The organism is Bradyrhizobium sp. HKCCYLRH3073 (genome assembly GCF_051167995.1).
Lineage (GTDB): Bacteria > Pseudomonadota > Alphaproteobacteria > Rhizobiales > Xanthobacteraceae > Bradyrhizobium.
The window spans coordinates 265,949-292,519 of sequence record NZ_JBNPUD010000006.1 but is presented as its reverse complement, the minus strand read 5'-3'; the positions used below and the strand labels follow the sequence as shown (position 1 = coordinate 292,519).

Genomic DNA, 26,571 nt, shown 5'->3' with positions numbered 1-26,571 from the left:
AAGTGGTCGTTCCGTGGCGCGCAGCTCTTGCACCGATCATGCCATGCTTGCTCAGTCGCGCAAGCCCGGCGCGTAGCCGAACGCCACCGCCGGCTCGGCCGCGGTCTCGACCCACACGCTCTTCACCTGCGTGTATTCGTACAGCGCCTCGCTGCCGGAGGAGCGGCCATGGCCACTGTTGTTATAGCCGCCGAACGGCGAGGCGACGTTGATGGTCTTGTAGGCGTTGATCCAGAACGTGCCGGCCTTGACCTGCGCTGCGACGCGATGCGCGCGCGCGACGTCCCTGGTCCACACCGCGCCAGCGAGGCCGAACTCGCTGTCATTGGCGATCGCGATCGCCTCTTCTTCGGTGTCGAAACGGATCGCGGCGACGACCGGGCCGAACACCTCCTTGCGCGCGATGCCCATGGCGTTGGTGACGTTCTTGAGCACGGTCGGCTTGACGAAATATCCGCCGTCCTGCGCCACGCCATCTGCGCCAGCGACGATCTCCGCGCCCTCGGCTGCGCCTTCGGCGATCAATGACAGCACATGGTCATATTGCCTGGCGTTGTTGATCGGCCCGATCTCAGTGTCCGCCGACAGCGGATCGCCGCATCTGATCTTCGCCGCGCCTTGCGCGACCAGATCGACGAAGCGGTCATAGACCGCGCCCTGCACCAACAGCCTGGAGCCCGCGACGCAGCTCTGGCCGGCGCCGCCGAAGATCGCGGCCTGCGCGCCGACGGCGGCGCGTTCGAGATCGGCATCGGCGAACACGATGTTGGCGGACTTGCCGCCGAGCTCGAGCACCGACGGCAGCAGCCTGCGCGCCGCGGCCTCACCGATCAGCCGCCCGGTCGGCACCGAGCCGACGAACACGACCTTCTTCACGGCGGGCTGGCCGAGCGCCGCCTGCCCGGTGGTGTGGCCGAAACCGGCGAGCACGTTGACGACGCCCTTCGGCAGGCCCGCGCGTTCGGCAATGCTTGCGAGCGCCAGCGACGTCAGCGGCGTCAGCTCCGAGGGTTTGAGCAGCACGGCGTTGCCCATGCTGATCGCTGGTGCGATCTGCCATCCCGCGGTGAAGACTGGCGCGTTCCACGGCGTGATCTGCAGCACCACGCCCATCGGCTCGCGGCGCGTGTAGTTGAGATGGCTCGACGGCACCGGGATGACGTCGCCGTGGAATTTGTCCGCCCAGCCCGCATAATACTCGAACATCTCCGCGACCTTGGCGACTTCGCCTTTGGTGTCGCGGATCGGCTTGCCGGCGGACAGCGCTTCCAGATGCGCCAGCGGCTCGGCTGCGACGAGGATCGCCCGCGCCACCGCCTGCATCACCCGGCCGCGGCCCGCGGCGGTCAGCTTCGCCCATTCCGCCTGCCCCGCCACGGCAGCAGAAGCCGCCTTGGCCGCGACGTCGGCGCCGGCATCGGCATAGGTGAACAGCAATCGGCCGGTGGCGGGATCGTTGACCGAGACCGTCGCGCCTTCGCCGACGATGACGTCGCCGCCGACATGGGAGCCGACGGCTTTCAGATCCGGCCATAACGGCAGCGCTGCGGCGCGCAGGCGGGGATCGATGAAATGGGTCATGGCGGTACGCTCACGGCTTCGGCATCGGGCCGAGCTGCAGCTCGACGATGCGGTTGAAATCATCGGCGTCGGCGATGCTCGCGGCGCTGTCCGCCCAGATGCGCGCGGTATCGCTTGCGATCGGCAGCGACAGTCCAAGTTCACCGATGAACTGCGCCGCCAGCCTGACGTCCTTGCGCATCAACTGCATGGTGAAGCCGGAATCGAAGGCGCCGTTGAGAATCCAATTGGGCACGTTGACGAGCGTGACGCCGGAGCGGCCGGAGCCGGCATTCAGGCCTTCGAGCAGCCGCCCGGCATCGACACCCGCCGCATCAGCGATGCGCAGCGCCTCCGCGGCGGTCAGCAGATGGGCGGCGCAGAGCAGATTGTTGACGATCTTGGCAACGTTGCCGGCGCCGACGCCGCCGACATGGACGCGCTTGGCGCTCATCCGCTCCAGCACCGGCAGCACACGCGCGAGGTCGTCCTCATCGGCCCCGATCACCATGGTCATGGTGCCCGTCGCCGCCCCCTTTGGGCCACCGCTGACGGGCGCATCGACGAAGCCCATGCCGCGCGCCTTGAGAACGGCCGCAAGCCGGCGCGAGGTCTCGGGATGCGAGGTCGAGGTATCGACGATGACGACGCCGGCCCTGGCATGCGCGAGGATGCCGCCGGGGCCTTCCACGGCATCGGCGACGATCCCGGCGGTCGGCAGCGACAGGATCACGATGTCGGCTGCGGCGATCACGCCGCCGATGCCGTCGGCAACAGTGATGCCCTCGGCCGCCAGCGCCGCGCGCGTCGCGGCGAGCGTGTCGTAGCCGGTGACGGCAAAGCCGGCGCCCTTCAGCGTCAGCGCCATGCCGCGCCCCATCTTGCCAAGTCCGATGATGCCAACGGCGGTCACGAAGCCTCCTGCCCGATTTGCCCCGCCAGCGTAACCGCGCGATTCCGGGGCAGACATCAGCGCCCTCCACCGCTAGTGTTGACCTCTAGTCAACACTGTCCGAGGCCATGTCCGCCCTGCTCGATCACCACCGCCTGCACTATCTGCACGAGACGATCCGCCTCGGCTCGGTGCGCGCCGCCGCCGAAGCGCTCGACGTCAACGCGTCGGTGATCAGCCGGCAGATCGCGCTGCTGGAGAACGAGCTCGGCCTCACTTTGCTCGAGCGCCTCAGCCGCGGCATCCGCGCCACCGCGGCCGGCGCGCTGCTGGTCGAGCGCTTCCGGCAATGGCAGGCCGACCAGGCCGACACCGTCGCCAAGCTGCGCGAATTGCAGGGGCTCAAGCGCGGCCATGTCGACATCGTGCTCGGCGAGGGCTTTGTGAGTGACCTGATGTCCGGCCCGCTCGGCCGGTTCTGGCAGCGCCATCCCGCCCTTACCATGTCGTTCGACCTCGCCGGCACCAATGAGGTCGTCCTTGCGGTCGCCGAGGATCGCTATCACATCGGCCTGGTGTTCAACCCATCAGCAGATCCGCGCATCCGCGTGGCCACGGCGAGCCGGCAGCCGCTCTGCGCGATCATGCCGCCGGATCACGCGCTGGCGCGGCTCGGCCGTCCCTTGCGCCTGCGCGAACTCGCCGACCACCCGCTCGGACTGATGCATCCGAGCTACGGCACGCGTCAGGTCGTGGCGATGGCGGAGGCCGCCGAACGCGTCGCCCTGTCGCCGAAGCTCACCACCAGCTCGATCAACGTGCTCCGCCACTTCGTCAAGGGCGGCCTCGGCCTGACGCTCCTGCCCGCCTTCGCGATCGCCGCCGATCTTGCCGACGGCTCGCTCGCCGCGGTGCCGGTCGACAACCGCCTGCTGTCGTCGAGCGAAGCCTGCGTCATCACCCGGCGCGGCCGCGAGCTGCCGCATGCCGCCAGCCATCTGCTGCGCTTTCTCAGCGGCCAGATGCGGGCGTTCCGGGTCGGCGGAGCCGCCGGCAAGACCAGGACACGCGGCGCCGGACGTTGATCCGCGCCGATCATCACGGATCGTTTCCGGTTGCGCTGGCACAGGGGTTGAGATTGGATGTTGCAATTTCGGGAGTCGATCTCATGCGCCACGTTCTCGCGATCGCTTTCGGCCTGTGGGCGGCGACAGCAGCTCAGGCCGAGACCTGCCAGCTCATCGGCAACCAGATCCAGTGCGACGACGGGACGTCGGGGCAGCGGATCGGCAACAATACCTATTGGAACGACGGCTCCTCGTCGCAGCAGATCGGGCGCTTCACCTACAACAACGACGGCAGCAGCTCGCAGCAGATCGGCAATCACACCTACTACAGCGATGGCACGTCGGCGCATACGATCGGAAACACGACCTATTTCAGCGACGGCAGGACGTGCCGGCGGATGGGCAATCGCGTCGCTTGCGACTGATCGGCCGGACCGGCTGGGGAGTCTGCACCGACGACCAGGGAAACCGACGTCCCCAGAAGATTGGGACTGCGACATCGCGTGAGCGCCCCATGACGAGGATCGCTTCTGGTCGGATGACGGAGTGGCCGCGGAAGCCTTGGAGCGGGTGAAGGGAATCGAACCCTCGTATTCAGCTTGGAAGGCTGCTGCTCTACCATTGAGCTACACCCGCATCGGGGCGTTCCCTAACATGGTCCGCGGCGGCTCTCAACCTCTTCGCCACGGGGTCTGGAGGCGGATGCATCGGGATCCGCGGTTGGAACGGCCGGAATCGAGCGGAATCCGCGACCCGAGCCGCAGCGCAGCACGACGGCGGCGGCTGGTGGGTTCCGTAATCGGCCCCCCTACCCTCGCGGCCCGGACCATCCTATATTCCGGTCACCATCAACAACGAAAGGAGGTGATCCAGTGTCTTTCACCAAGCGCTGTCACCTCGCTGGGATCGCCCGCTGAGCGGCTCTTCATGAGCGACGTGTGAGCGCGTGATTCGTCAGCGTTTCAGCGCCATCGCGGCTCGGCAACGGGGCGGTCTCGGCCCTGGACCAGCGAGTTCAAGAACGGAAGCGCGGCGGGTCTCACGGCCCGCCGCGTTTTTTACGGCAGTTCCGCCTGCTCGCCGGCCAGCGCCGCCGGCGGGCTGCGGACGAACCGCCGCGCCAGGAAGCCGCCGAAGCCGAGCATCCAGAAATACTGCACGTACTCCGGGGCAATCGCCGCGATGACGATGCCCGGCACGAACACGATCACGGGAAAGATCGCGCCGGCGATTTCGGCATGGCGGCCACCGGGAAGCGCGAGCCACCACAGCGCGGCGTTCAGCGACGCAATGATCGTCAGATGCAGGCCATAGAGGACGGCCACCGCGCTGCTCAGCCTGTAGCCGCCGTAGAGCCCGTTGGTCACCGGCAGCAGCACGATCGACAACAGGAAGAACAGATTCAGGATGACCACGGGCCGGCCCGCGAACGGCTGCCGGGCCAGCCGCCGGTGGTGGCTGATCCAGAACACGCCGGCGATGATGAAGCTGAGGACCAGCCCGGCGAGCCGCCCGGAATAGGTGTGCACCAGGTCGATCCAACCGGGCATATGCGCGAAATTGGGCTTCGGCAGGTCGTAGGCGAGAAGCGTCATCGCAACACCGAAGATGGTGTTGGAGAGCGATTCCAGCCGGCGCATCTCGAACAGGTCGGACTGAGGCTCTGTCATGTCGAATCGGAAGCAACTGCAGCGAGGAACGGAGATGAAGGCTCACGTTCTATAGCAGCTCTGGCGCCGCACCGCCCGACTTCGCTGCCGCCCTTGGGCGGCAGGCTGTCACGTCACTCGCCGCCGGCCTCCAGACCCACCGGCCCTCGAGCGTCAGCGCTCACCGGCAGGCATAGGTGTGGCCATCGAAGCCGCGATAGCTGTGCGTCGCCGGATTGTAGCTGCGGAATTGGACGCAGGCCGGCAGTCCCGCCGTGCGCAGTCGCGGCCTGCCCTCCGCCTGCAGCCGGGCCGAGGCCGGGGTTGCGGTGCCAGGCCTTGCCATCACGATCATCGGCCGGCTGGCGACCATCCGCGATGTCCTGCCGGCATCCTTGACCGCAGCATCCCTGGCGGCCACCACAACGGCCTGCGCCTGGGCCGCTTTGCCGGATGACGGCTTGGCCGATGATGCCCCGGCTGGGGATGGCGTCGTCGCGGGCGGATTGGCCGCGGCCGTTCTGGGAGAGGACGGCTTGGCAGAGGACGACTTGGCAGAGGGCGGCTTGGTCGCTGGCGCCGCCATCGATGGCGATTTCACGGACGGCTTGGTCAGGGAAGGCTTGCCGGCGACTGGCTCTGCTGCGGCAGCCTTCTGAACCGCATCCTGCTTGTCCGTAACTGCGGCCTGCTTCGGCTCAGCCGACGCGGCGGGTGTCGTCGCAACCGCTTCCGCAGCCGCGGCAGGCTTGACCTCGGGACCGGCCGGAATGTCGGCGCTGGCCGCCTGGCTCGGAACGGATGGCGCGGGATCGACCGACGCGGTCTTGTCGTCGGCTGGGGTCTTGTCCTCGGCGACGGGCGCCTCGACCGGCTTCTTGATCAGCTTCTTGCAGTCCAGCGGGAACACCAGCTCGCCCGATGCCGTCAACCCGATCGGCTCGCATCCGCCGAACGGCCCGCTCTCCTTGCCCTGATCCTTGGCCACCTCGCCTGCGGGTGGTGAGGAGCCGCCGGGCTCGGCGCTTCGCGCAAGCGAAACGCCAACCACAACCTGAAATAGAACAACGCCGCACAACAATCCGGCCCGGCCGGCCTTCTGCCCCAATGTACGCATGACACGCTCGCTCGACGCATGAACTCCGGCAAGGCCATCACGCCATTGAGGCAAGTCTGTGAAGGCAAGCCGCGGATTCCCGCTGCGATCTCAATTCGATGGCATTGTGTCCTGTTTGCACGACCAACGGTGCCGCAGGAATCCCTCAATGCGGTTGCAATCGGAGCCTACCAGGGTCGCCTGCGTGCAGTGACCGTCGGGAATTGACGGCCGCCGCCAGATGCGAGCGTCCGGACAGAACCCTTGAGCGCAACCGGCTATCGTCCCGACATCGACTGCCTGCGCGGCTTCGCAGTGATCTCGGTGATCGCGTTCCACTACGACATCTCGCCGTTTCGCAGCGGCTATGTCGGCGTCGACATCTTCTTCGTCATCTCGGGCTTCCTGATCACGCGGATCATTCATGCGGAGGTGCAGACCGGAACGTTCTCGTTCGCGGCGTTCTACCGGCGCCGCGCCCGGCGCATCCTGCCGGCGGCCCTGGCGATGCTGTGCGTGACCCTGCTCGCCGCCAGCGTGATCCTGTTGCCTGGGGACGCGGTGGCGGTGGCGCAGCAGGCGCTGGCCGTGCTCGTCTTCTGCTCCAACGTCCTGCTGTGGTCGCAGCAGGGCTATTTCGACGCCGCCGCCATCACCAAGCCGCTGCTGCACACCTGGTCGCTCGGGGTCGAGGAGCAGTACTATCTGCTGTTTCCCATGCTGGCGCTCGCCGCCTTCGCGCTGCGGCGGCCGCTGATGCTTGCGAGCTTCGCCGGGATCTGCGCGACCTCGTTCCTGCTCTGCGTGATCCAGACCCGGCTGCAGCCCGCCGCCGCGTTCTTTCTGTTGCCGGCCCGGGTCTGGGAGCTCGCGCTGGGCGCGCTGCTGGCCATGGAAGCCCCGCCGGCGCCGCACAGCCAGTGGCTCAGGATCACTTTGGCCGCACTGGGTTGGATCGCGCTCGGCGCCGCCGTCAACCTGTTCTCGCCGCACACGCCCTATCCCGGCACGGCCGCGCTGCTGCCGTGCCTCGGCGCCGCCGCCGTGATCTGGGCCAACCCGTCCCCGAGCAAGGCCGTGCTGACCGCGGTCAAACCGATGATCGCGGTCGGGCTGTGGTCCTACTCGCTCTATCTCTGGCACTGGCCCGTCGTCTCGCTGGCGACGGCGGTCTGGGGTCCGCCGAGCTCGATTCAGCACAAGCTGGCGCTGCTCGGCGCCTGCACCGCGATGGCGCTGACGAGCTTCTATCTGATCGAGCAGCCGGCGAGGCAGGCGCAGTCGCCGGTCACGGCGCGCGCGCTGGTCGCGAGCGCATCGGTCGTGCTGCTGGCCTCACTCGCGATCATCGGGCTTGCCGGATTTCCCGCCCGCTTCTCGCCGCAGGAGCGGATGCTGGCGCAATTCATCAGCTACGATCATAAGTCCGCCTATGAGAGCGGCACCTGCTTCCTCGATCCGGGCCAGACCTTCGAGGCGTTGCAGCCGTCGTGCCTTGCCAAAGGCCCGCGCCCGCGCATCCTGGTGTGGGGCGACAGCCACGCTGCTCACCTCATCCCTGGCCTGAAGCGAGCCCTGCCCCAGGCCTCGCTGCTGCGCGCCAGCCTCGCGCAATGCGTTCCTCACGCCGAAGCAGGCCAGTCCGCCGCCTGTGCGGATTTCAACCGCCGGCTGCCACTTCTGGTGCGCGAGCTCACACCCGACATCGTCGTTCTCTCGGGCAATTGGACGCGCACCGCGATGACGCCGGCCGCACAGGCGAGCCTGCTCGCCACGATCAAGGCGATCACGGACAACGGCAGCAAGGTGGTGGTGGTCGGGCCGAGCCCGCAGTTCGACCGCCCACTGCCGCATCTGCTGATTGCCGCGAAGCGCTTCGGCGTCTCGACCGACGGGCACATGCTGGATGGTCTCGGCGAGGTCGACGGCTTCATGCGTGTTCTGCTGAAGGATTCAGCGCGGACCGACTACGTCTCGCTGCTCGCGCTGCTGTGCCCGGCCGGAGATTGCGCGCTCCAGACCCCAGACGGCGCGCCGCTCGCCTGGGACGGTGGCCATCTCACGGCGCAGGGTTCGGAGCTCGCAGGGCCACGGATCGTCGCGGCGTCGCCTGCATTGGCCGCGGCCGCAAGCGCGCCGCAACTGACGGCGAACAGCGCCAACTAGTCGTCCGACAGGAACCTCGCGAACACCGGCGCGGCGCGCTCGCCCATGCGCTGGGCCCCGGCCACGGTGAAATGGCCGGCATCCTGGAACAGCCACACGCCATCCTCGACGACCGGGCAATCCTGGTCGCAATAGACCTCCGAGGGCCTGAGCAGCGTCACCTTGTCGAGCGGCCTGATCGCCTCCGACAGGACGGCGTCGATGACGCGGTTGGTCGCGATTGCCTCGCTCTTCGGCACGGCATCGCACGGCTTGGCGGGCGCGTGCCAGCGCGGCCCCGGCAGCATGCGCAACTGATCGAAGGCGCAATTCACCGGACGGACCTGGCCGCCGACGACGAGGAAATGCCGGCCGGGCCGATCGAGCAGACGGATGGTCTCGGCGAGATGACCGGCGACCGCGGCGTTGCGGGTCCGCGCTGCCGGCCCATCACCGAGATCGAGATAATACTGCCATGCCTGCCCGATCACGACGAAATCGGCCGGCGACTGCCGGATCCGCGGCAGCTCGCTGTCGCGCAGCTCGGCGCAGACCTGGGCGCGAGGTCCCTCGGCGGTGAGCCCCGCGAGGGTGGGACATCCGCTCATGGTGGAGACGTGCCCGATCATGCCGCGCGCCTTCAGCGTCGCATCGAGCGCGGCGACATATTGCTGAACGTAGGAATCGCCGAGCAGCTCGACGCCGCGCGTACCCTCGAGATCGCCGAACGCACACAGACGGCCGACGGCGCGGCCGCATTTGTTGAGGCCGAAGCCCTGCAGCTGGAACAGCGCGAGCTGATCGTCGGGCAGCCGCGACACGACGCCGTTGGCGCGGAAAGTGACGTGGGTGAGCGCGGCACCGACGATAAGCACCGTCGCAAAGCTCGCCACCTGCGCGACGCGCGGCCACGGCAGCCGCCGCAGCGGCCGCTCGACGATGGCGAACATCAGCGTGGTCAGCACTGCCATCAGCGCGAGCTGCGCTGCCAGTCCGGCCGCGGTCTGCGCCGCATCGCCGAAGATGAAGCGGACGAAGAAGATCACCGGCCAGTGCACGAGATAGAGCGAATAGGAGGCGGCGCCGATGGCGTGCACCGGGCGAGCCATCACCAGCGACGTCGGGGCATTGGCCGCAATGATGACGGCCGTGGCGATGCAGGGCAGCAGCGCGGCGACGCCTGCCTGGGACTGATAGTAGCCGATGAGGAGAAGGCTGCCGAACAACAGAACATCACCGCAGGCGGCGGCGAGAGAGCGGGCGCGCGGCGACGCTGCCAGGCGAGCCTCGAGCGGAATGGCGAGCGCGCCGATGGCGAATTCGAACACCCGGAATGGCGTCAGGAAGAACACGGCGTCCGGATCGCGCGATGACCAGAGTGCGGCCGCGGCAAGGGACAACAACCCGATCGCGGCAATGGCGCGGAACACATGCCGGCGCGTGCCGAGCCACATCAGCAGCAGCGGCGCCAGCGCGTAGAATTGGACCTCCGCCGACAGCGACCACAGGTGCAGCAGCGGCAACTGATCCGCGCTCGGCGCGAAATAGGCGCTGGCCTCGCGCCAATACTGGATGTTGGCGATGGAGAGCAGCCCATGCGTCGCCTCCTTGGCGAGCTGGCGCAGGGCTTCCGGCGACAGGAACAGCCAGCCGACCGCGAACGTGGCCGCAATGGTTACAACCAGCGCCGGCAGGATGCGCCTTGCCCGCCGCAGATAGAACTCCGACAGCGAGAAGCGCCGGGCGCCGACATCGCGCAGGATCTGCCCGGTGATGAGATAGCCGGAGATGACGAAGAAGATGTCGACGCCGGCATAGCCGGCCTCGAAGCCGGTGATCCTCAGGTGGAAGAGGATGACGATGACGACGGCGATCGCCCGGAGGGCATCGATGTCAGCCCGATGACTGCGTTCCAATGTCGTCCACTCCGCGCATTCCTCGAGGCGGACGAGTTGCGCAGACACGGATGGCAACAGCAGGAAACAGTCATGACGTCATCGGACCCATCCGATGACACCGCGCCGGCGGCGGCGTGGCGGACGTGAAGGGGGTTTGCCGAACTCGGCCGCAAGTTCGGCAATCCGTTGAACGATCGGCTTGAATACGGCAATCTGGCGGCGCTGAGGGACAATGCGGGGCTGAGGGCGGTGATGAACCTGTTGCGAAGAGAATGGCGGGCAGCGTTCGCGGGAATAGCCGTCGCGGCGCTGCTGGCGGCGACCACCGCAGCCTCGGCGCAAGCCGAGACGCCGGCTCCCGGCGCCGCAGCGCCTGCTCCCGCTCAGACCACGGTCGAGCGCAACGCCAAGGGCGTTGCCGGCAAGCCGATCCAGGTCGGCATCTATCTCAACGTCCAGTCCGACTGCTCATCCGGGCCCCTTCCCGCCATCCGCCTGGTGACGCCGCCGGGCAACGGCACCGTCACGATCAAGCGCGGCAAGGTCAGTGCCACCAACTACAAGCAATGCCTCGCCCTGGAAGTGCCGGGCTTCATCGCCTTCTACCAATCGAAGGCCGATTTCGCCGGCACCGACACGGTGACGCTCGAGGTCAAGTTCCCGCAGGGCCGCACCGAAGTGCAGCGGATCATCATCAACGTCGGCGTCGGGCCGGCGGGGCAGAAGATCTGAGCCGCAACGCATCGACGGCGCGACGACGCCTCCAGCGATGAAGCCGCCTCCAGCCATGAAAAAGGGCCGCCTCATCGGCGGCCCTTTTGCTCGTCCGACGCCGGCCGGGATCAGACGTGGACCTGCGTCTGGGCGTGGCTGTTGTCGAGGATCATCTTGATGACGTCGTCGCCGCCCGTGAGGTTGGTGCCGGTGTCCTTGATGGTCGCCACATTGGTCCAGCCGGAGCCGGTATTGACCTGCAGCGTCAGGTCGCCGTTGTTCAGCACGCCGCTGCCATTGGCCGAGGCGAGGCTGGAGTGCCCGCCGCCGTCGACGAAGCGCACCGCGTCGGCGTGGTTGCCGGACACGCTCGCCAGCAGGCCGGAGAGGTCGATGACGTCGCCGGAGGTGCCCGTCTGGAAGTCCAGGATGGTGTCGAGGCCGCCGCCGGCCAGGTCACCGGCGTTCCACTTGAACGTATCCGAACCGCCGTTGCCGGTGAGCTGGTCGGAGCCGGCGCCGCCGATGAGAACGTCAGCGCTGCCCGACCCGATGATCGTATCATTGTAGTTCGATCCGATCACGCCTTCCATATTCTTGTAGCTGTCCGTGCCGAGACCGGGAATGGACACGTTCGTGGCGGTCGAGCTCTGAGTCAGCGTCAACGTAAAGCCGGCCGTCGCGTCGGAGAAATCGAGCAGGTCGATCCCTGCCCCGCCGTCGATGGTGTCGTTGCCGCCACCGCCGCGGATGATGTCGTCGCCGTCGCCGCCATTGATCGTGTTGGCAGCACTGCTGCCGATCAGGATGTCGTCGCCCGAGCCACCGGTCACGCGCTCGATGTTGGCGATCGAGCTGAAGCCGGTGGCGGTGCCGGCTCCGAGATTGACCGTCACGTCCTCGCTGGTGATATAGGTCAGCGTGTCACTGCTGCTGCCGCCGAGATCGGCGGTCACCGCCTCGATATTGCTGAGCTTGGTTCCGTTGACGTCGGTGATGACGCCGCCGGCCAACGTGACGTAGATCAGATCCTGCGACGACGTCCCCTCGATGACGAACGTATCAGTGCCAGTGCCGCCGTCGACGATGTCGACGCCGTCATTGACGCCCCAGTAGAAGGTGTCGTTGCCCGAGCCGCCGATCGTGACGTCGTTGCCGCTGCCGCCCCGGATCGAGTCGTTGCCGGCGCCGCCATTGATGTAGTCGTTGCCGGCGCCGCCGAGCAGCGTGTCGTTGCCGCCGAGGCCGTAGATGCCGTCATCGTCGGCGCCGCCATTGAAGTTGTTGCCGCCGCTCGACCCGATCATCACGTCGTAGCCACCGTTGGCGTTGGCCTCGAGCGGGTTGTCGACCGTGGCGGTGATCGCGTCGCCGTCATTGGCGCTGTAGCCGGACAGCCAAGGTGCCGAGCCGGTCACATAGGACTTGTCCGACAGCGAGTTGATGGTGAGATTGAAGGCGCCATTGTCGAGCGCGTTGAAGGCCAGATAGGTCGACACGGACGACACCGAATCGGTGGCCGTGACCTTGTAGACGTACAGGCCCGCGTCGTTGTTGTTCGGATCTCCGGTGAACTGATTGCCGGTCCGGTGGATCCAGCTGTCGTCGCCGGTCGAGCTGTAGACGAGGCTGTAGGTGTAGGTGACCGTCCCCGTTCCGCCTGAGAACAGCGTCGCCGCATCCAGGCTGATGACGTTCGGCGAGTCGGTGTTCTTCGACAGCGCATAGCGTCCATCGGCACTCGTGGTGTCCACAACCGACAGCGGCGCGGGCTCATTCGTGCCGTTGATGGTCACGTCGATGACCTGGCTGGCCGTGCCGTCGACCGACTTCACCGTCAGCGTGTCGTGCTTGACGTCGCCATTGTTGAGCGCCTGCACGTTGGCCGCCGAGTTGTTCAGCGTATAGCCCCAGGCCCCGGTCGCCGCATTGAAGGTGAAGGTGCCATACGTCCCTGCCAGCGACGCCGGCGTCTGGAACTGGGCTTCGCCGCTGTCGACGTCGGCAACCGTCAGGGTGCCGCCGGCCGTGAGCGTGCCGTCCTCCTTGACCGTCCCGCTTGCCGTGCCGGTGATCGACGCCGCATCGTTGACGCCGTTCACCGTGACGGTGACGGTCTGCGTGGTCGTCCCGCCATGGCCGTCGTCGATCTTCACCGTGTAGGTCTGATCGATATGGTCGCTGGCGCGCAGCGACTGGATGTCGGAATCGTTGACGGTGAACGTCCAGTTCACCTTGTGGCCGGCGTTGTCCACCGTGGCGTTGAACGAGCCGTAATAGTTGCTGCCCGCCGGGGTCGTGGTGGTCACCGTCTGGGCGTCGCCGTCCACATCGTTGAAGGCGATCGCACCGGACGCCTTCTCCACGCCCGGCGTCAGGGCCGTGCTCGGTTGCACCGAGATGTCGTCGATGACGGCGCCGCCCCCACTCGCGAACTTGATGGTCGTCGTCGTCGAGGTCGCGGTGAACTGGTAGGTCTGCTCCGTCCAGCCGAGGTTCCAGGCGCTCGTCGTCAGAACGGTCGTTCCGTCGACGCCCGACGTCAGGGCCGTGCCGTAGGTCATCACGTAGAAGTCGACGGTATAGGTCATGCCGACGACGGTGCTGATGGTCTGGCTCATCGAGCTCGATGCGCCGTAGAAATCGGCCGAGCCGCCGTCGGTGCGGCCGCCCACGACGGTGACGGCATGGGCGCCCCCGACCGTCCACGCATCCAGCGTATAGAAGTTGCCGTTGTAGTAGCCGAACGAGCCGTTCTGGATCAGGTTGCCGGCCGGGGCCGCATACGAGGCGTCCTCGGTGACGCTCGCCGTGGTCGTGCCCGCTCCGAAGGTCGGCGCGTGGTTCGGCGCGGTGACCGAGCCGGTCTGGCCGCTGGTCACGTTCTCGGCAAAGCCCTGGCCGTCGGTGTAGGTGACGTTGGCCGAGATCTTGTGGCCGACGTCGTTGGACCCCAGCGTGTAGGTCGAGCCCGTCGCGCCGTTGATGACGGCGCCGTCCCGCAGCCAGTGATAGACGACGTTCGACGCGGCACCATCCGGATCGCTGCCGAGATTGGCGGTCAGCGTCTGGCCCTGCGTCGCCGTGCCCGACACGGTCACCGCCGCAGCGCCGTCGTTGACCGGCGTGATCGTCAGCGTGAAGGCGTCAGAGGCGGCATACTCGCCGTCGCTGGCATAGACAGTGACGTTGACCGCGCCGGCGAAATTTGCCGGCGGTGTACCGCTGAAGGTACCCGTCGTCGCGTCGAAATGCAGCCACGCCGGCAGGGCGCTACCGTCGCTCAGGTTCGCCGACAAGGTCAGCGGACCATTGCTGCCGTCGAAACGTCCATCGACGTCGGCGAAGGTGTTGGACGGGATGGCGAAGCTGAACGGCTGGTCTTCCGCCGAGCTGCGGTCGGCCAGCGCGTTCTGCAAGGTCGGCGCGTCATTGTTGCCGATGATCTGGATCGTCACCGTCTTGGCGGTGCCGTCCTCGGTATAGACCGTGAAACTGTCGGTCAGCGTGGTCTGGTTTTCCTTCAGCGCCTGGACGGTCGGATTGTTGTTGTAGAGCCCGTAGGTCCACTTGCCGTCGCTGCCGATGTCGAACCAGCCGTAGCCATTGGCCGTGTTCGAAGAGGCCGCCTGCCACACGTCGTTGTGACCGTCGACGTCGGTCGAGTTGAGGTCGCCGCGGGCGATGCCGTAGAGCGGGCTGCTCTGGCTGTTGGCGATGCCGCCCTCCTCGGCGATCGTGCCGGTGGCGTCGCCGCTGATCACGGCCGCGTCGTTGACGCCGGTGACCGTGATCTTCAGCGTCGCGGTGTTCGACACCGCGCCCGACGGATCCTTGTCGGTATAGGTGAAGGTGTCGACGGCGTTGACGCCTGCGGCCAGCGCGTCGGCCTTGTCGGCCACGTAGGTGTAGGAGCCGTCCGAATTCAGCGTCAGATGGCCGTAGGTGCCCTCGATCGAGGTACCGATGCCCGTGCCCTGCGTCACGCTGCCGGTGCCGGCAACGACACCGGAGACGACCAGCGAGGACGTCCCGCTATCGACGTCGCTGTCGGCGACCGAGCCGCCGGTCGTACCGCGGACGACGCCATTCGCAGCCGCGATGTTGAGCGTGCCATCCTCAAGCACCGCGTTGGTGTCGGAGTTCGCCACCGGCGGGTGATTGGCGGGGATGACATCGACGCTGACCGTCTGCGTGGCACTCAGATCGCCGCCGCCGACATTGCCGTTGTCGTTGATGGTGATCGTGACCGATCCCGGATGGTCGCTGTTCGGCGTGAAGACGGCGGACGCCAGATAGGTGTTCAGATCGCTGATCTTGAACCCGCTCATTGTGAGCGTCTGGCTGGCATCGAAGACGCCGAGTGACGGAATGGATAGCGTGCCGCCGGAAATGTCGAACTTCACGAACTCGACGACATCGCCGTCCGCGTCGGAGAAGGTGATCGCGTTGGCTCCGGTGAAAGCGAACGCGACGCCCTCATTGGCGGTCACGTGCGCCGGGGCGTGGACCTCGGGCGCATCGTTCACCGGCGTCACGTTGATGGTCAGCTTGCCGATGTCCGTCTGTCCGGCCGCATCACGCACCGTGTAGTCCACGGTATCCGCGCCGTAGAAATCGGCCTTGGGCTTGTAGACATAGGTGCCGTCGGCATTGAAGTGGATGGTGCCGCCCTTGGCCGTCGTGAAGTCGCCCGCCACCACGCTCAGCGTGTCGCCCGTGTCCGGGTCGCGATCGTTGTGCAGAACGCCCTGCACCGGATTGGACACCGTCAGCGTCGTGTCCTCGTTCACGCTGGCTGTGTCATCCACGGCCGTGGGGGCATCTTCGATCGGATTGATGTTGATCGTGATCGTCTGCGTCGCGCTGAGATTGCCGCCGCTGCCGGTATTGCCGTTGTCGTTGATGGTGATCGTGACCGATCCCGTCGTGTCGTTGTCGGCGGTCGGCGTGAACACGGCGGAGGCCAGATAGGTGTTCAGATCGCTGATCTTGAACCCGCTCATCGTGAGCGTCTGGCTGGCGTCGATGACGCCGAGTGACGGAACGGACAGCGTACCGCCGGAGATGTCGAACCGCACGAACTCGACGACGTCGCCGTCCGCATCGGAGAAGGTGAACGCGTTCGCGCCGGTGAAGGCGAATGGCGTATCCTCGTTCGTCGTCACCTGCGCCGGCGCATGGATCTGCGGCGCGTCGTTGACCGGGGTCACCGTAACGTCGATCGTCTGCAGCGCGGTGTTGGCGACATCGGTATGGACGTTGCCGTCCGACAACGTGGCGTGGTCGGTGACCTCGGCGACGACCGACAATGAGAACGTGCCGTTGTAGTTTGCGGGCGGCGTGACCTGCAGCGGATGGCTGTCGAACGCGGCAATCGCTGCAGCGTCGTCGATCACCCATTTGCCGGCGTCGGCGCCGGTTCCCGCATGGCCGACCGAGAAGGTCGCCCCGGCCGGATAGCCCGAAATCAGCAGCCGCACGCTTTCGGAGCCGTCGGTATCGGTGACGGCGGCGCTGATGAGCTTCAGGTCGATCGTCTGATCCTCGGCGCCCGAGGCCGGGCCGAGGTCCATGAAGCTCAGCGTCAGCGAGTCGGCCTTCGGCGCGACGTCGACCGTGACATGCGCGGTCGCGGTGCCGCCATCGCCGTCGCTGACCGTGTAGTCGAAGCCGGCAACGCCGGAGAAGTTCTTGTCCGCCGTGAACACCGGGTTGCCGTTGCTCAGCGACACCGAGCCATGCGTCGCGTTCGACACGCCGGTGACGGTCAAGGTGTTGTTGTCGACGTCGGTGTCGTTGTTGAGAAGGCTGAGCAGCGCGTTGACCGTGAGCGGGCTGTCTTCGCTCGCTTGCACCACATCGTCGTGCGCCACCGGCGGCGTGTTGAAGACGCCGGTCAGCGTGCGCGTACCGTCGGTGAAGGCAAAGCTCTCGTAGTTGGTAAACGTGTCGGTCAGGCCGTTGTGGGTGACCTGCACGCCGATCAGCGTCACGCCGTCCGTCGCGAACACCTTGGTGTAGGTCGCGTCGGCAAACTTGAAGCCGAACTTGACGGTGTCGCTGTCGGCGCCGCCGTCGGACACGACGCTGGTGTTGCCGGCAAACCGGACAAGATCCAGCGTGTCGTTGCCGGAGCCGCCGTTGAACACGATGGTCGACGGCGCGATCGCGGTGCCGCTGATATCGGTGATCGTCACCGTGTCGCTGGCGGTGCCGCCGGTGATGGTGATGCGCTCGATCTCGTCGGCGCGGATGGTCGCGCCGTTCGGACCGTCGTAGCGCACCAGAATGTCGGTGGCGTTGCTGGCCGAGGGGTCGTTCAGCGTCGGATTGATCTCGGTGCCGGTCGAGGTCTTGCCGATGGTGAAATTGCGGGCATTGGCATCGCCGGTGATCGCGAGCACGTCGTAGTTCGGATAGGCCGCGCCGGACTCCGAGCCGCCGTCGACGACGTCGCTGCCGTCGCCAACGGTGTACAGGAAGGTGTCGTTGCCGGCGCCGCCGAACAGCCGGTCGTCGCCTGCCCCGCCCTTGATGACATCGTTGCCAGCACCGCCATACAGCGCATCGGCGCCGCTGCCGCCGACCAGGATGTCGTCGCCGCCGGAACCGTGGGCCTCGGTCACGCCGCCCAGCTTGTCGGTGCCGACGACCTTGTCGGTCACCGAGGCACGGTCGGTCACGCTGTGGGCGCCGACCGTCTCGCCGAGGACCGTCGCCGAGCTGTCGCCGAGATTGACGAACACCGGCGAATTCGGCGCGTCATAGCGCGTCGTCGTCACGGTGCCTGCGGCATCGACCCGGATGGTGAAATTGTTGGTGAAGACGTCGTGGTCGCGATCCTCGACCGCGAACGCGAAGTTGAGGTCGAGATACTGATCGGCCGCGCTCGGGGTCCCGATCGGCGCGGGGTGATCGAGCGGCTGCAGCAGAATGAAGTTGTAGGAGCCGGTGCCGGCCTCCGACAGCGTCACCGTGAACACCGCCGCATCGGCGGCATTGCCCGTCACCTGGCCGTTCTGCCCGATATAGCTGCCACCGCTCATGCGATAGGCGGTCAGCGTCGTATGATCCGCCGACATCACATAGGTCAGGCCGAAGCCGAGCGAGGTCAGCCCGGAGAGCTGGTGATTGGCCGCATCGTAGACGCGGACCGGCGACGAGCCGAAGAAGGTCACCGACGGACCGGAGCTGTCGCCGTCGGCTCCGTAGGTGATGCGCAGATCGACCGCGCCGGTCGAGACATTGCCGGCCGCCTCCGAGACCGCGACAATGTCGACATCCTGCGACTGCGGGGCATCGTCGTTGACGGTGATGATGATCTGGTCGTGCAGCGCGACGGAATCGCCGTCCGAATCGGTGGCGGTCACCGCGGTCGACAGATCGAGCGTGAGCGCGTTGTCATGGCCGGTGCCGACGTGGTCCAGCGCGCCCTTCAGACGGAACGAATACTGCCCGGTGTTGGGGTCGACCTGGAACTCGAAGATCGTAACCCCGCCGGCCTTGGCGATCAGCGTGTTGTCGACGCCGATGCTGTAGGTCAGCGCTACGCCGCTCGACGTCAGCGACAGCAGCTCGGGCGCAAGGTTGGTCTTCTCGACCGTATAGGTGCCGGGCTTGTCGGCGCCGAACGACACCAGCGAGCTCAGATTGCCTGTGAAGTAGGAGTCGTTGCCGTTGCCGTCCCCGTTGAGGTCGCCGCCATGGTTACCGGTGGCGGTCACCACCGTGCCGTTCGGCAGCTCGCTCTCGTAGACACTGGCTCTCAGCACCGCCGCGGTCGCGACAGGCGTGTCGTCGTCGATCGTCACCGCGAACGAGGAGCTGGCGCTGTCGCCATCCGCATCGGTGGCGGTGAAGCCGAAGCTCAGCTTGACGTCGTTCTCGTTCTGGCCGGCCGGATGATCGACATGCTTCAGCAGCGTGAAGCTGTAGCTGCCCGCGCCGGAATCATCGAGCGAGACCTTGAACACCTGGTTGGCCGCCGATGGCGGATTGCCGTTGGTCGGATTGCTGCCGGTGTAGCCATAGACCGTATTGCCGACGACCCAGAGCTTGACCTGGACGCCCTCGACCGTCAGCAGACCGGCGTCCGAGGTGACGTTCTGGCCGTTGGTGATGCCGCTGAACGCGACCGCGCGGTTCACGCTGCCGCTGTTGTTGTCGTCGGCGCCCCAGGAGATCGCCAGCGAGCCGTTGGCCGTGACATTGGCGCCGGCGACGTCGCCAGTCGCCGCTCCGGTGTTGCCGCCGGAAAGACCATCCTCGTCGACGGTCCCGGCGTCAGCCGTGCCGATCGCAGGCCGGCCGTTGTCGTCATTGATGGTGACAGTGAAGTTGCCGCCCGAGGCGGTGTCGCCGTCGGCGTCGGTCGCGGTGAAGCCGAGCTTCAGCGACAGCGCGTTGGTCTGGCCCGAGCCGACGTGATCGACATTGTCCAGGAGCTCGAAGGTATAGCTGCCCGAGCCATCGTCGGACAGCGTGATGTGGAACACCTTGCGGTCGTTCGTCGTGAGCTGGCCGCCATTGTCGTTGGCGACGCCCCAGATCTCGGTGTCCGACACGCGGATGAACTGCACCGCCGTGCCGTTCGAGGTCAGGGTCGGGCTGCCCGCGCCGGTGGTCTTGACCACATCGCCGGTATGGATCGCGCTGTCGAACGCCACGCTGCGATTGGCCGCGCCCGAATTGTTGTCGTCGGCGCCCCAATTGATGTTGAGCGCGACATTGGCCGCGGTCTGGGTCTGGAACACCTCGGACCCGGCTGATCCCGTGGTGTTCTCGGTCAGCGTCGCGGCGGCCGCCGAACCGAGCACCGGCACGTCGTCCTTGACCGAGACCGTGAAGCTGTTGCTGGACGTGTCGCCGTCGCCGTCGGTCGCCGTGAAGCTGAAGGACAGCTTGACTAAGTTCTCGCCGCTGCCGGCGGGGTGATCCAGGGTGCCGAGCAGCTTGAAGCTGTAGGAGCCGTCGTTCTGGTCGCTCAGCGACACTTCGAACACGCGGGTGCCGTGAGCGAGATCGCTGCCGGTGTAGCCGACCAGCACGCCGTTCTCGAAGCTGTACTTCACCGTCTGGCCGTCCGACGTCAGCGTCAGATTGTGGCCCGCGCTGTCCTCGGCGTCGACATTCGCGCCCGCGCTCGCGTAGCGGAAGGTGACCGATCGGTCGCCGAGCCCGGCGCCCGAGGTCTTGTTGCTGTCGTCGGAGCCCCAGCTGACGTTGAGGTCGCCGCTGACTGAGGTCGGCTCCTTGGAGGAATCGGTGCCGCTCGGCAGATCGTCCTCGTCGACGGTCCTGGCATCGCCGGCCGCCGCCACCGGCGCGGTGTCGAGCACGTTGACCTTGAAGCTGCTGCTGACGCTGTCGCCGTCGGAATCCGTGGCCTTGAAGCCGAAGGTCAGCGGCAGGCTGGTGCCGTTCTGGCCGGACGCCGGGTGGTCGATGTTGTCGTACAGCGTGAACTTGTAGCTGCCGTCGCCAGTGTCGGACAGCTGGATGGTGAAGACGGTGCGGTGATCCGCGGTGACCGCCGTCAGCAAGGTGCCGTCGCCGGAGATCGTGTAGCTGATCGCCGAGCCGTCGGAGGTCAGGCCCGTGGCGCCGGCGACGGTGGTAAAGGCCACCGCGCGGTTGTGCCCGACACCCGTATTGTTGTCGTCGGCGCCCCAGGAAATGGCGAGGCTGCCGGTCTGGACCGTCGAGTTCGACGCATCCGGGTGGCTGGTGTCGTAACCGTCGGTCGGCAGGTTGGCCTCGCTGACGGTCTCGTCCTCGGCGCAGCCGACGGTCGGCACGTCGTCGGTCACCGCAACCGTGAAGCTGCTGGAGGCGCTGTCGCCGTCGGAATCGGTGGCCTTGAAGCCGAAGCTCAGCGCCAGGCTGTCGGCACCCGACTTGCCATGGTCGAGGTTGTCGAGCAGCGTGAACTTGTAGCTGCCGTCGCCGTCGTCGCTCAGCGTGACAGTGAAGACGGTGCGGTGGTCGGTGGTCACCGCGCTCAACGTGGTGCCGTCGGACGAGACCACATAGCTGATTGCATAGCCGTTCGACGTCAGCCCTGCCGGTGCGGTCGTGTCGAAGAACGCCACCGAGCGGTTGTTGGTCGCGCCGGAATCATTGTCGTCGGCGCCCCAGGAAATCGCGAGATGCCCGGTCTGCACGGTCGAGTACGGCGAATCCGGGAACAAGACGTCGTAGAGATCGGTCGGCAGGTTGGATTCGCTGACCGTCTCGCTCTCGGCGTGCCCGATCGTCGGGACGTCGTCGACGACGGTGACGGTAAAGGTGCTGCTGCTCGCATCGCCGTCGGAATCGGTCGCCGTGTAGTCGAAGGTCAGCTTGACGACGTTGCTGCCCTGCCCCGCCGGATGATCGAGATTGCCGAGCAGCTTGAATGTGTAGGTGCCGGTGCCGTCGTCATCGAGCGAGACCTCGAACACGCGCTGACCGGAATTGAGGCTGTTGCCGGTGTAACCGACCAGCACGCCATGATCGAAGGCGTATTTCACCTGCTGACCGTCCGACGTCAGGCCGCTGAGACCGACATCGCTGCCGTTGGTCACATGGACGTCGGCGGCGGCGTTGGACGTGTTGGTGAAGCGGACCGAGCGATCGGCTGCGCCGTTGTCGTTGTTGTCGGCACCCCATTTGATGTTGAGCGCGCCGGTCACCTGGGGATCATGGCTGCCGCCATCATGAACGCCGAAATCGGGGCCGCAATCGCCGCCGCCGGCGTTGAGATCGGCTTCGTTGATGCTCTTGGCCGTCCCGGTATGCGCCTCCGGGCTGTCGTCGTTGACGCTGACCTTGAACGTGCCGCCGATCTGATCGCCGTCGGAATCGGTGGCGACGTATTTCAGAGTCAGCGCAATGCTGTCCTCGGTGTTGGGCACCGGGTGGTCGAGATTGTCGAGCAGCGTGAAGGTGTAGGAGCCCGAATCGAGATCGGACAGCTTCACCGTGAACACGGCGGCATTGGCCTTGTTGCTGGTCCAGTTGCCGTTGCCGTCGATGTAATGCTGTCCGTCGAAGCGGTAGGCGGTGATCAGCGTGCCGCCTTCGCTGAGGCCGTAGGACAACGCGACGCCGTTCGACGTCAGGTGCTGCGCGGCCAGCGTGGTGGTGGCGTCGGAGGCGAAGGTGACGGCGCGGTCGCCGTTCACCGGTGACGCACCGGTGATCCCGACATTGCCGAGATTGTTGGCGCTGTCGGCGCCCCAGGAGATGCCGAGAGCACCCGTTGCGACGGTGTTCTGGCCGGGAACGTCGCCAGGCCCGCCCGCGAGCCCGGTGGCAAGCCCGTCCTCATCGACCACGCCAGTCGCAATCTCCCGGTTCAGCACCGGCGCGTCGTCGTTGATCTTGATCTTGAAGGTGTCGGAGACCGCATCGCCATCCGAATCCGTGGCGACGAAGCCGAGGGTGAGCGTGACGTCGTCCTCGGTATTGTGGCCCGGATGATCGATGTTGTCGATCAGCGTGAAGCTGTAGGACCCCTGCCCCTGGTCGGACAGTGACACCGTGAACACCGCGGCCTTGGCCGGATCGCCGGTTGCATGGCCCTGGCCGTCGACATAGGTGTGATGCGCTTCATCGTAGCGGTAGGCCGTCAGCAGCGTGCCATCGGCTGACACGGTGTAGCTCAGCGCCACGCCGTTCGACGTCAGATGCTGTGCGGTGAGCGTCGAGATCACGTCGGAGGCGAAGGTCACGGCGCGGTCGCCGTTCACCGGCACCCCGTTGATGCCGCCGTCGACATGGCTGTTGGCGCTGTCGGCGCCCCAGCGGATGCCGAGGAAATCGGTCACCGTCAGATTGGCGCCCGCAGCGTCCTTGCCGTCCGCATAGGAGTTGCCGGGATTGCCAAGACCGTCCTCGTCGACCACCGAGTAGCTGACGCGCTCGCCGAACACCGGGGCGTCGTCATTGACCTCGACATTGAAGCTGCCGTGGATCGCATCGCCGTCGGAATCGGTGGCGACGAAGCTGAAATTCAGCCCCTGATTATCCTCGCTGCCGTGGACCGCGTGATCGAGATTGCCGGTGAGGTTGAAGGTGTAGGAGCCGTTGTCCTGGTCCGACAGCGACACGGTGAACACCGTGGCGCTGGCGAGGTCCTCCGTCGGCTTGCCGTTCGCGTCGACATAGGTCTCGTGGGCGGCGTCGTAGCGATAGGCGGTCAGCAGCGTGCCGTTCTCGGAAACCTGATAGCTCAGCGCCGCTCCGTTCGACGTCAGCCCCAGCTCCTCGAGCGAGGACACGGCGTCGGCAGCGAAAGTCACGGCGCGATCACCCTTGACCGGGGCGCCATCGATGCCGCCGTCGACATGGCTGTTGGCGCTATCGGCGCCCCACAGGATCGCGAGCGACCTGGTCACCGTCAGATCGGCGCCCACGACGTCGCTGCCGTGCGGATAGCTGTCGCCGGCATTGCCGAGGCCGTCCTCGTCGACGACGCCGGCACTCGGCGCATCGCCGAACACCGGCGCGTCGTCGTTGACCTTCAGGGTGAAGCTGTCGGTGACCGCGTCACCGTCGGAATCGGTGGCGACGAAGCCGATGTTGAGCGTGATGTCGTCCTCGGTGCCGTGCACCGGGTGATCGAGATTGCCTTTCAGCTCGAAGGTGTAGGAGCCGTGGTCCTGATCGGACAGCGACACGGTGAACACCGTCGCATGGGCCGAATCCGTCGCCTTGCCATCCGCGCCGACATAGGTCTCGTGCTCGGCGTCGTAGCGATAGGCCGTCAGCAGCGTGCCGTTCTCGGACACGACATAGGTGAGACCGAAACCGTTCGAGGTGAGATTCTGGGCGTCGAGCGTCGCGACCACGTCGGCCGCGAAGGTCACGGCGCGGTCGCCGTTGACCGGCGTGCCATCGATGCCGCCGTCGACATGGCTGTTGGCGCTGTCGGCGCCCCAGCGGATGCCGAGCGTATCGGTGACCGTCAGGTCTTCGCCATAGGCGTCGCCGTCGTCCTTGTAGCTGTTGCCGGCGTTGCCGAGGCCGTCCTCGTCGACCACCGAATAGCTCGGCTTCTCGCCGAAGCTCGGTGCGTCGTCATTGACCTTCACCGTGAAGGTGTCGGTGATGGCATCGCCATCGGAATCGGTCGCGACGAAGCCGATGTTGAGGGTGATGTCGTCCTCGGTGCCGTGCACCGGCTGATCCAGGTTGCCCGACAGCGCGAAGGTGTAGGAGCCATGGCCCTGGTCTGACAGCGACACCGTGAAAACCACGGCGCCCGACAGACCCTCGCCTTCCAGCGGCTTGCCGTTGGCGTCGACATAGGTCTCGTGCGCGGCATCGTAGCGATAGGCGGTCAGCACGGTGCCGTTCGCCGACACGTCATAGCGCAGGGCAAAGCCGTCGGAGGTGAGATCCTGCGCCTCGAGCGAGGCCACCACGTTCGCGGCGAAGGTGACGGCGCGGTCGCCGTTGACCGGCGTTCCGCTGATGCCGCCGTCGACATTGTTGTTGGCGTCGTCGGAGCCCCAGCGGATTCCGAGGGTATCGGTGACCGTCAGGTCCTCGCCATAGGCGTCATGGCCGTCGGCGTAGCTGTTACCGGCATTGCCGAGGCCGTCTTCGTCGACCACCGAATAGCTCGGCTTCTCGCCGAAGCTCGGGCCGTCATCCGCGACATTGACGGTGAAGGCGCTGTTGACGGGGTCGCCGTCGGCGTCGGTCGCGACCACCTTGAAGGTCAGCGGCAGCGACGCGTCATTGGCGCCGTTGTGGTCGATATTGTCGGACAGCGTGAAGGTGGCGCTGCCGGAGCCGGTGTCGGACAGCGACACGCTGAAGATGATGCGCGTGCCGTCACCTTCGCCCGCGGTCGCGATGATCTCGGTGCCGTTGGCGGACAGCGTGTAGGAGATGGCCTCGCCGTTCGAGGTCAGGCCCAGCGCCTGCAGGGTCGCGATCTCGGACGCGTCGAACACCAGCGAGCGGTCGCCGTCGACCACGGTGCCGTTGGAGCCGCCATCGACCTTGCTGTTGCCGTTGTCGGCGCCCCAGCCGATGTGGAGGTCCACGCTCGCGGTGGTCGGCTCGAAGCCGTCGCCGCCCGAGGGCTTGGCGTCGCCCACGATTTTGGCGCCGAGCTCGCTCTCCCCGCCGCCCTCACTGCCGCCGCCGGTGTGCTCGGCGACATTGATCGCCTCGACGGTGCCGGCGACCGGCGAATCGTCGTTGATGCCGATCACGATCGTCACCGGCGCGGTGTCGCCGCTGCCGTCGATGGCGATGACGTTGAAGGTGAGGTTCAGCGTGTCTTCGGTGCCGAAGACCGGATGATCGAGCGGCAGCAGCAGCGTGACCGTATAGGTGCCAGCAATCGTCGAGTTGGCGTCGAGCGTGACGGTGAAGACGTGATTGGCGGTAATCGATGGATCGCTGCCGATATAGCCGATCAGCTCAGGCTGGCCGTTGACGGTGGTGATCGCAAAATGCACCTCCTGGCCGCCGGAGGTCAGTCCGGCGAGACCGGGCTGCGACGCCGCGAACGCAAAGGCGCGGCCGATCACGTCGGTGCCGAAATCGACGTTGAGCGAACCGGTGAAGCTCGTCGCCACGCCGCCGATATCGCCGCTGCCGCCGGGCCGGCCTTCGGACAATCCGTCCTCGTTGAGCACGACGCTGTCGGCAACGCCGGCGATCGGCGTCGGATTCGGCGTGACCGGCCTGTCGCCGAATTGAGCGCCGATGTCTTCGGCTCCCAGCAGCCCCAGCGGCGTGCCGACAGTCAGCGGGTCGACCTTGAACGTTCCGAAGTTCGCGCCGGCAGGCACGCCCGGCGCTCCGGGCGTCCCCGCGGCCGGCAGCACCGACTGGTCGGTGGTGATCGGAAACAGTTCGGCAAACTGATCGCCATTGATGATTCGATCGGGGCCGACTTCGAAGCTGACGTCCTTCAGCGGGGCGCCGTTGGTGTCGAAAACCGGGTCGATCGAGACCGTCGACTGATTATCGAACAGGATGATCAGGCGGTTGCCGATCTTGACGAAGGTCAGCCGCTCGCTGGCAATGTCGCTGAAATCGATCTGGTTCGGGCCGTCGAGATGGACCGTGACGGCTTGGTTGCCCTGTGGCTTCCCGATCTTGAGGTGCTTGGCCGAGGCGCTGGATGGCTGCGTGGACGTGCCGGTCAACTGGGCCAGCAGGACAGGAGCATTCATGCGCCAAAACCTCCAAATATGGGGCGCTTTGGTGGCGCCCCATTTCTATCGTTAAACTATTATTAAACGAGAATACGGGTCAATATTACCGGTTCTTGTTAATCAGACTTTAGGGACTTTGGGTAAATGCAGTCAAGTGCAGCGGCATTTGCGAAGGTAAACAAGGCTGTGCCTATGCTTCCGCCTAAGGGGCGGAGCTGCCTGAACGACAAGAATAAATGTAGGCGAGGCCTGCAGAATTACTGCCAATTCGCAGTTATTCAATCGCGCAATACTCGGGGAACAACACGCACGCTGTTGGGAATAAGAGCTTGCCGCCATCAAACGGCCGAAATGGAACCGGCCTCTCGCGAATTATTTGCGAA

The 26,571-nt window shown here is 66.3% G+C and carries 10 protein-coding genes and 1 tRNA gene; 4 read left to right on the top strand and 7 right to left on the bottom strand.

Going from position 1 to position 26,571, the window contains the following annotated elements:
* Nucleotides 1-51: 51 nt before the first annotated feature.
* On the bottom strand, nt 52-1,581 hold the full coding sequence (locus ACQR1X_RS17090) for an aldehyde dehydrogenase family protein (RefSeq protein WP_434892420.1): 1,530 nt from the start codon (nt 1,579-1,581) through the stop codon (nt 52-54).
* A gap of 10 nt (nt 1,582-1,591) precedes the next feature.
* Nucleotides 1,592-2,473, bottom strand: a complete 882-nt coding sequence (locus tag ACQR1X_RS17085) for an NAD(P)-dependent oxidoreductase (protein WP_434892419.1) — start codon at nt 2,471-2,473, stop codon at nt 1,592-1,594.
* Between the two features lie 107 nt (nt 2,474-2,580).
* Between ACQR1X_RS17085 and ACQR1X_RS17080 the strand changes: the two genes are divergently transcribed.
* Nucleotides 2,581-3,537: a LysR family transcriptional regulator gene (locus ACQR1X_RS17080; protein ID WP_434899259.1), complete on the top strand. Its 957-nt coding sequence runs from the start codon at nt 2,581-2,583 to the stop codon at nt 3,535-3,537.
* An 83-nt stretch (nt 3,538-3,620) separates the two neighbouring features.
* Entirely contained in the window at nt 3,621-3,944 is a 324-nt protein-coding gene (locus tag ACQR1X_RS17075; RefSeq protein WP_434899258.1) for a hypothetical protein, read from the top strand.
* A gap of 137 nt (nt 3,945-4,081) precedes the next feature.
* Here ACQR1X_RS17075 and ACQR1X_RS17070 read toward each other — a convergent pair.
* From ACQR1X_RS17070 to ACQR1X_RS17060, 3 genes are all read right to left on the bottom strand, one after another.
* Nucleotides 4,082-4,155: transfer RNA gene (locus ACQR1X_RS17070), tRNA-Gly, on the bottom strand.
* A gap of 422 nt (nt 4,156-4,577) precedes the next feature.
* A complete protein-coding gene (locus ACQR1X_RS17065; protein WP_434899257.1) occupies nt 4,578-5,189 on the bottom strand; it encodes a TMEM175 family protein in 612 nt (203 codons plus the stop codon).
* Nucleotides 5,190-5,349: 160 nt separating this feature from the next.
* Complete coding sequence (locus tag ACQR1X_RS17060) at nt 5,350-6,156, bottom strand: hypothetical protein (RefSeq protein WP_434899256.1); 807 nt, start codon at nt 6,154-6,156, stop codon at nt 5,350-5,352.
* 372 nt (nt 6,157-6,528) lie between these two features.
* Here ACQR1X_RS17060 and ACQR1X_RS17055 point away from each other — a divergent pair, with 372 nt between their 5' ends.
* Nucleotides 6,529-8,430, top strand: coding sequence for an acyltransferase family protein (locus tag ACQR1X_RS17055; RefSeq protein WP_434899255.1), 1,902 nt, complete (start codon nt 6,529-6,531; stop codon nt 8,428-8,430).
* Here ACQR1X_RS17055 and ACQR1X_RS17050 read toward each other — a convergent pair.
* Nucleotides 8,427-10,325 (bottom strand): acyltransferase family protein, encoded by a 1,899-nt coding sequence (locus ACQR1X_RS17050; protein ID WP_434899254.1) that lies wholly within the window; start codon nt 10,323-10,325, stop codon nt 8,427-8,429. The genes ACQR1X_RS17055 and ACQR1X_RS17050 overlap by 4 nt on opposite strands.
* Before the next feature lie 234 nt (nt 10,326-10,559).
* On the opposite strand from ACQR1X_RS17050, the gene ACQR1X_RS17045 reads away from it, so the two are divergent.
* A complete protein-coding gene (locus tag ACQR1X_RS17045) occupies nt 10,560-11,039 on the top strand; it encodes a hypothetical protein (RefSeq protein WP_315801373.1) in 480 nt (159 codons plus the stop codon).
* Between the two features lie 110 nt (nt 11,040-11,149).
* Here ACQR1X_RS17045 and ACQR1X_RS17040 read toward each other — a convergent pair whose 3' ends face one another.
* The gene (locus tag ACQR1X_RS17040; RefSeq protein WP_434899253.1) at nt 11,150-26,206 is read right to left on the bottom strand and encodes a beta strand repeat-containing protein; all 15,057 of its coding nucleotides are present in this window, start codon (nt 26,204-26,206) and stop codon (nt 11,150-11,152) included.
* Nucleotides 26,207-26,571 lie beyond the last annotated feature (365 nt).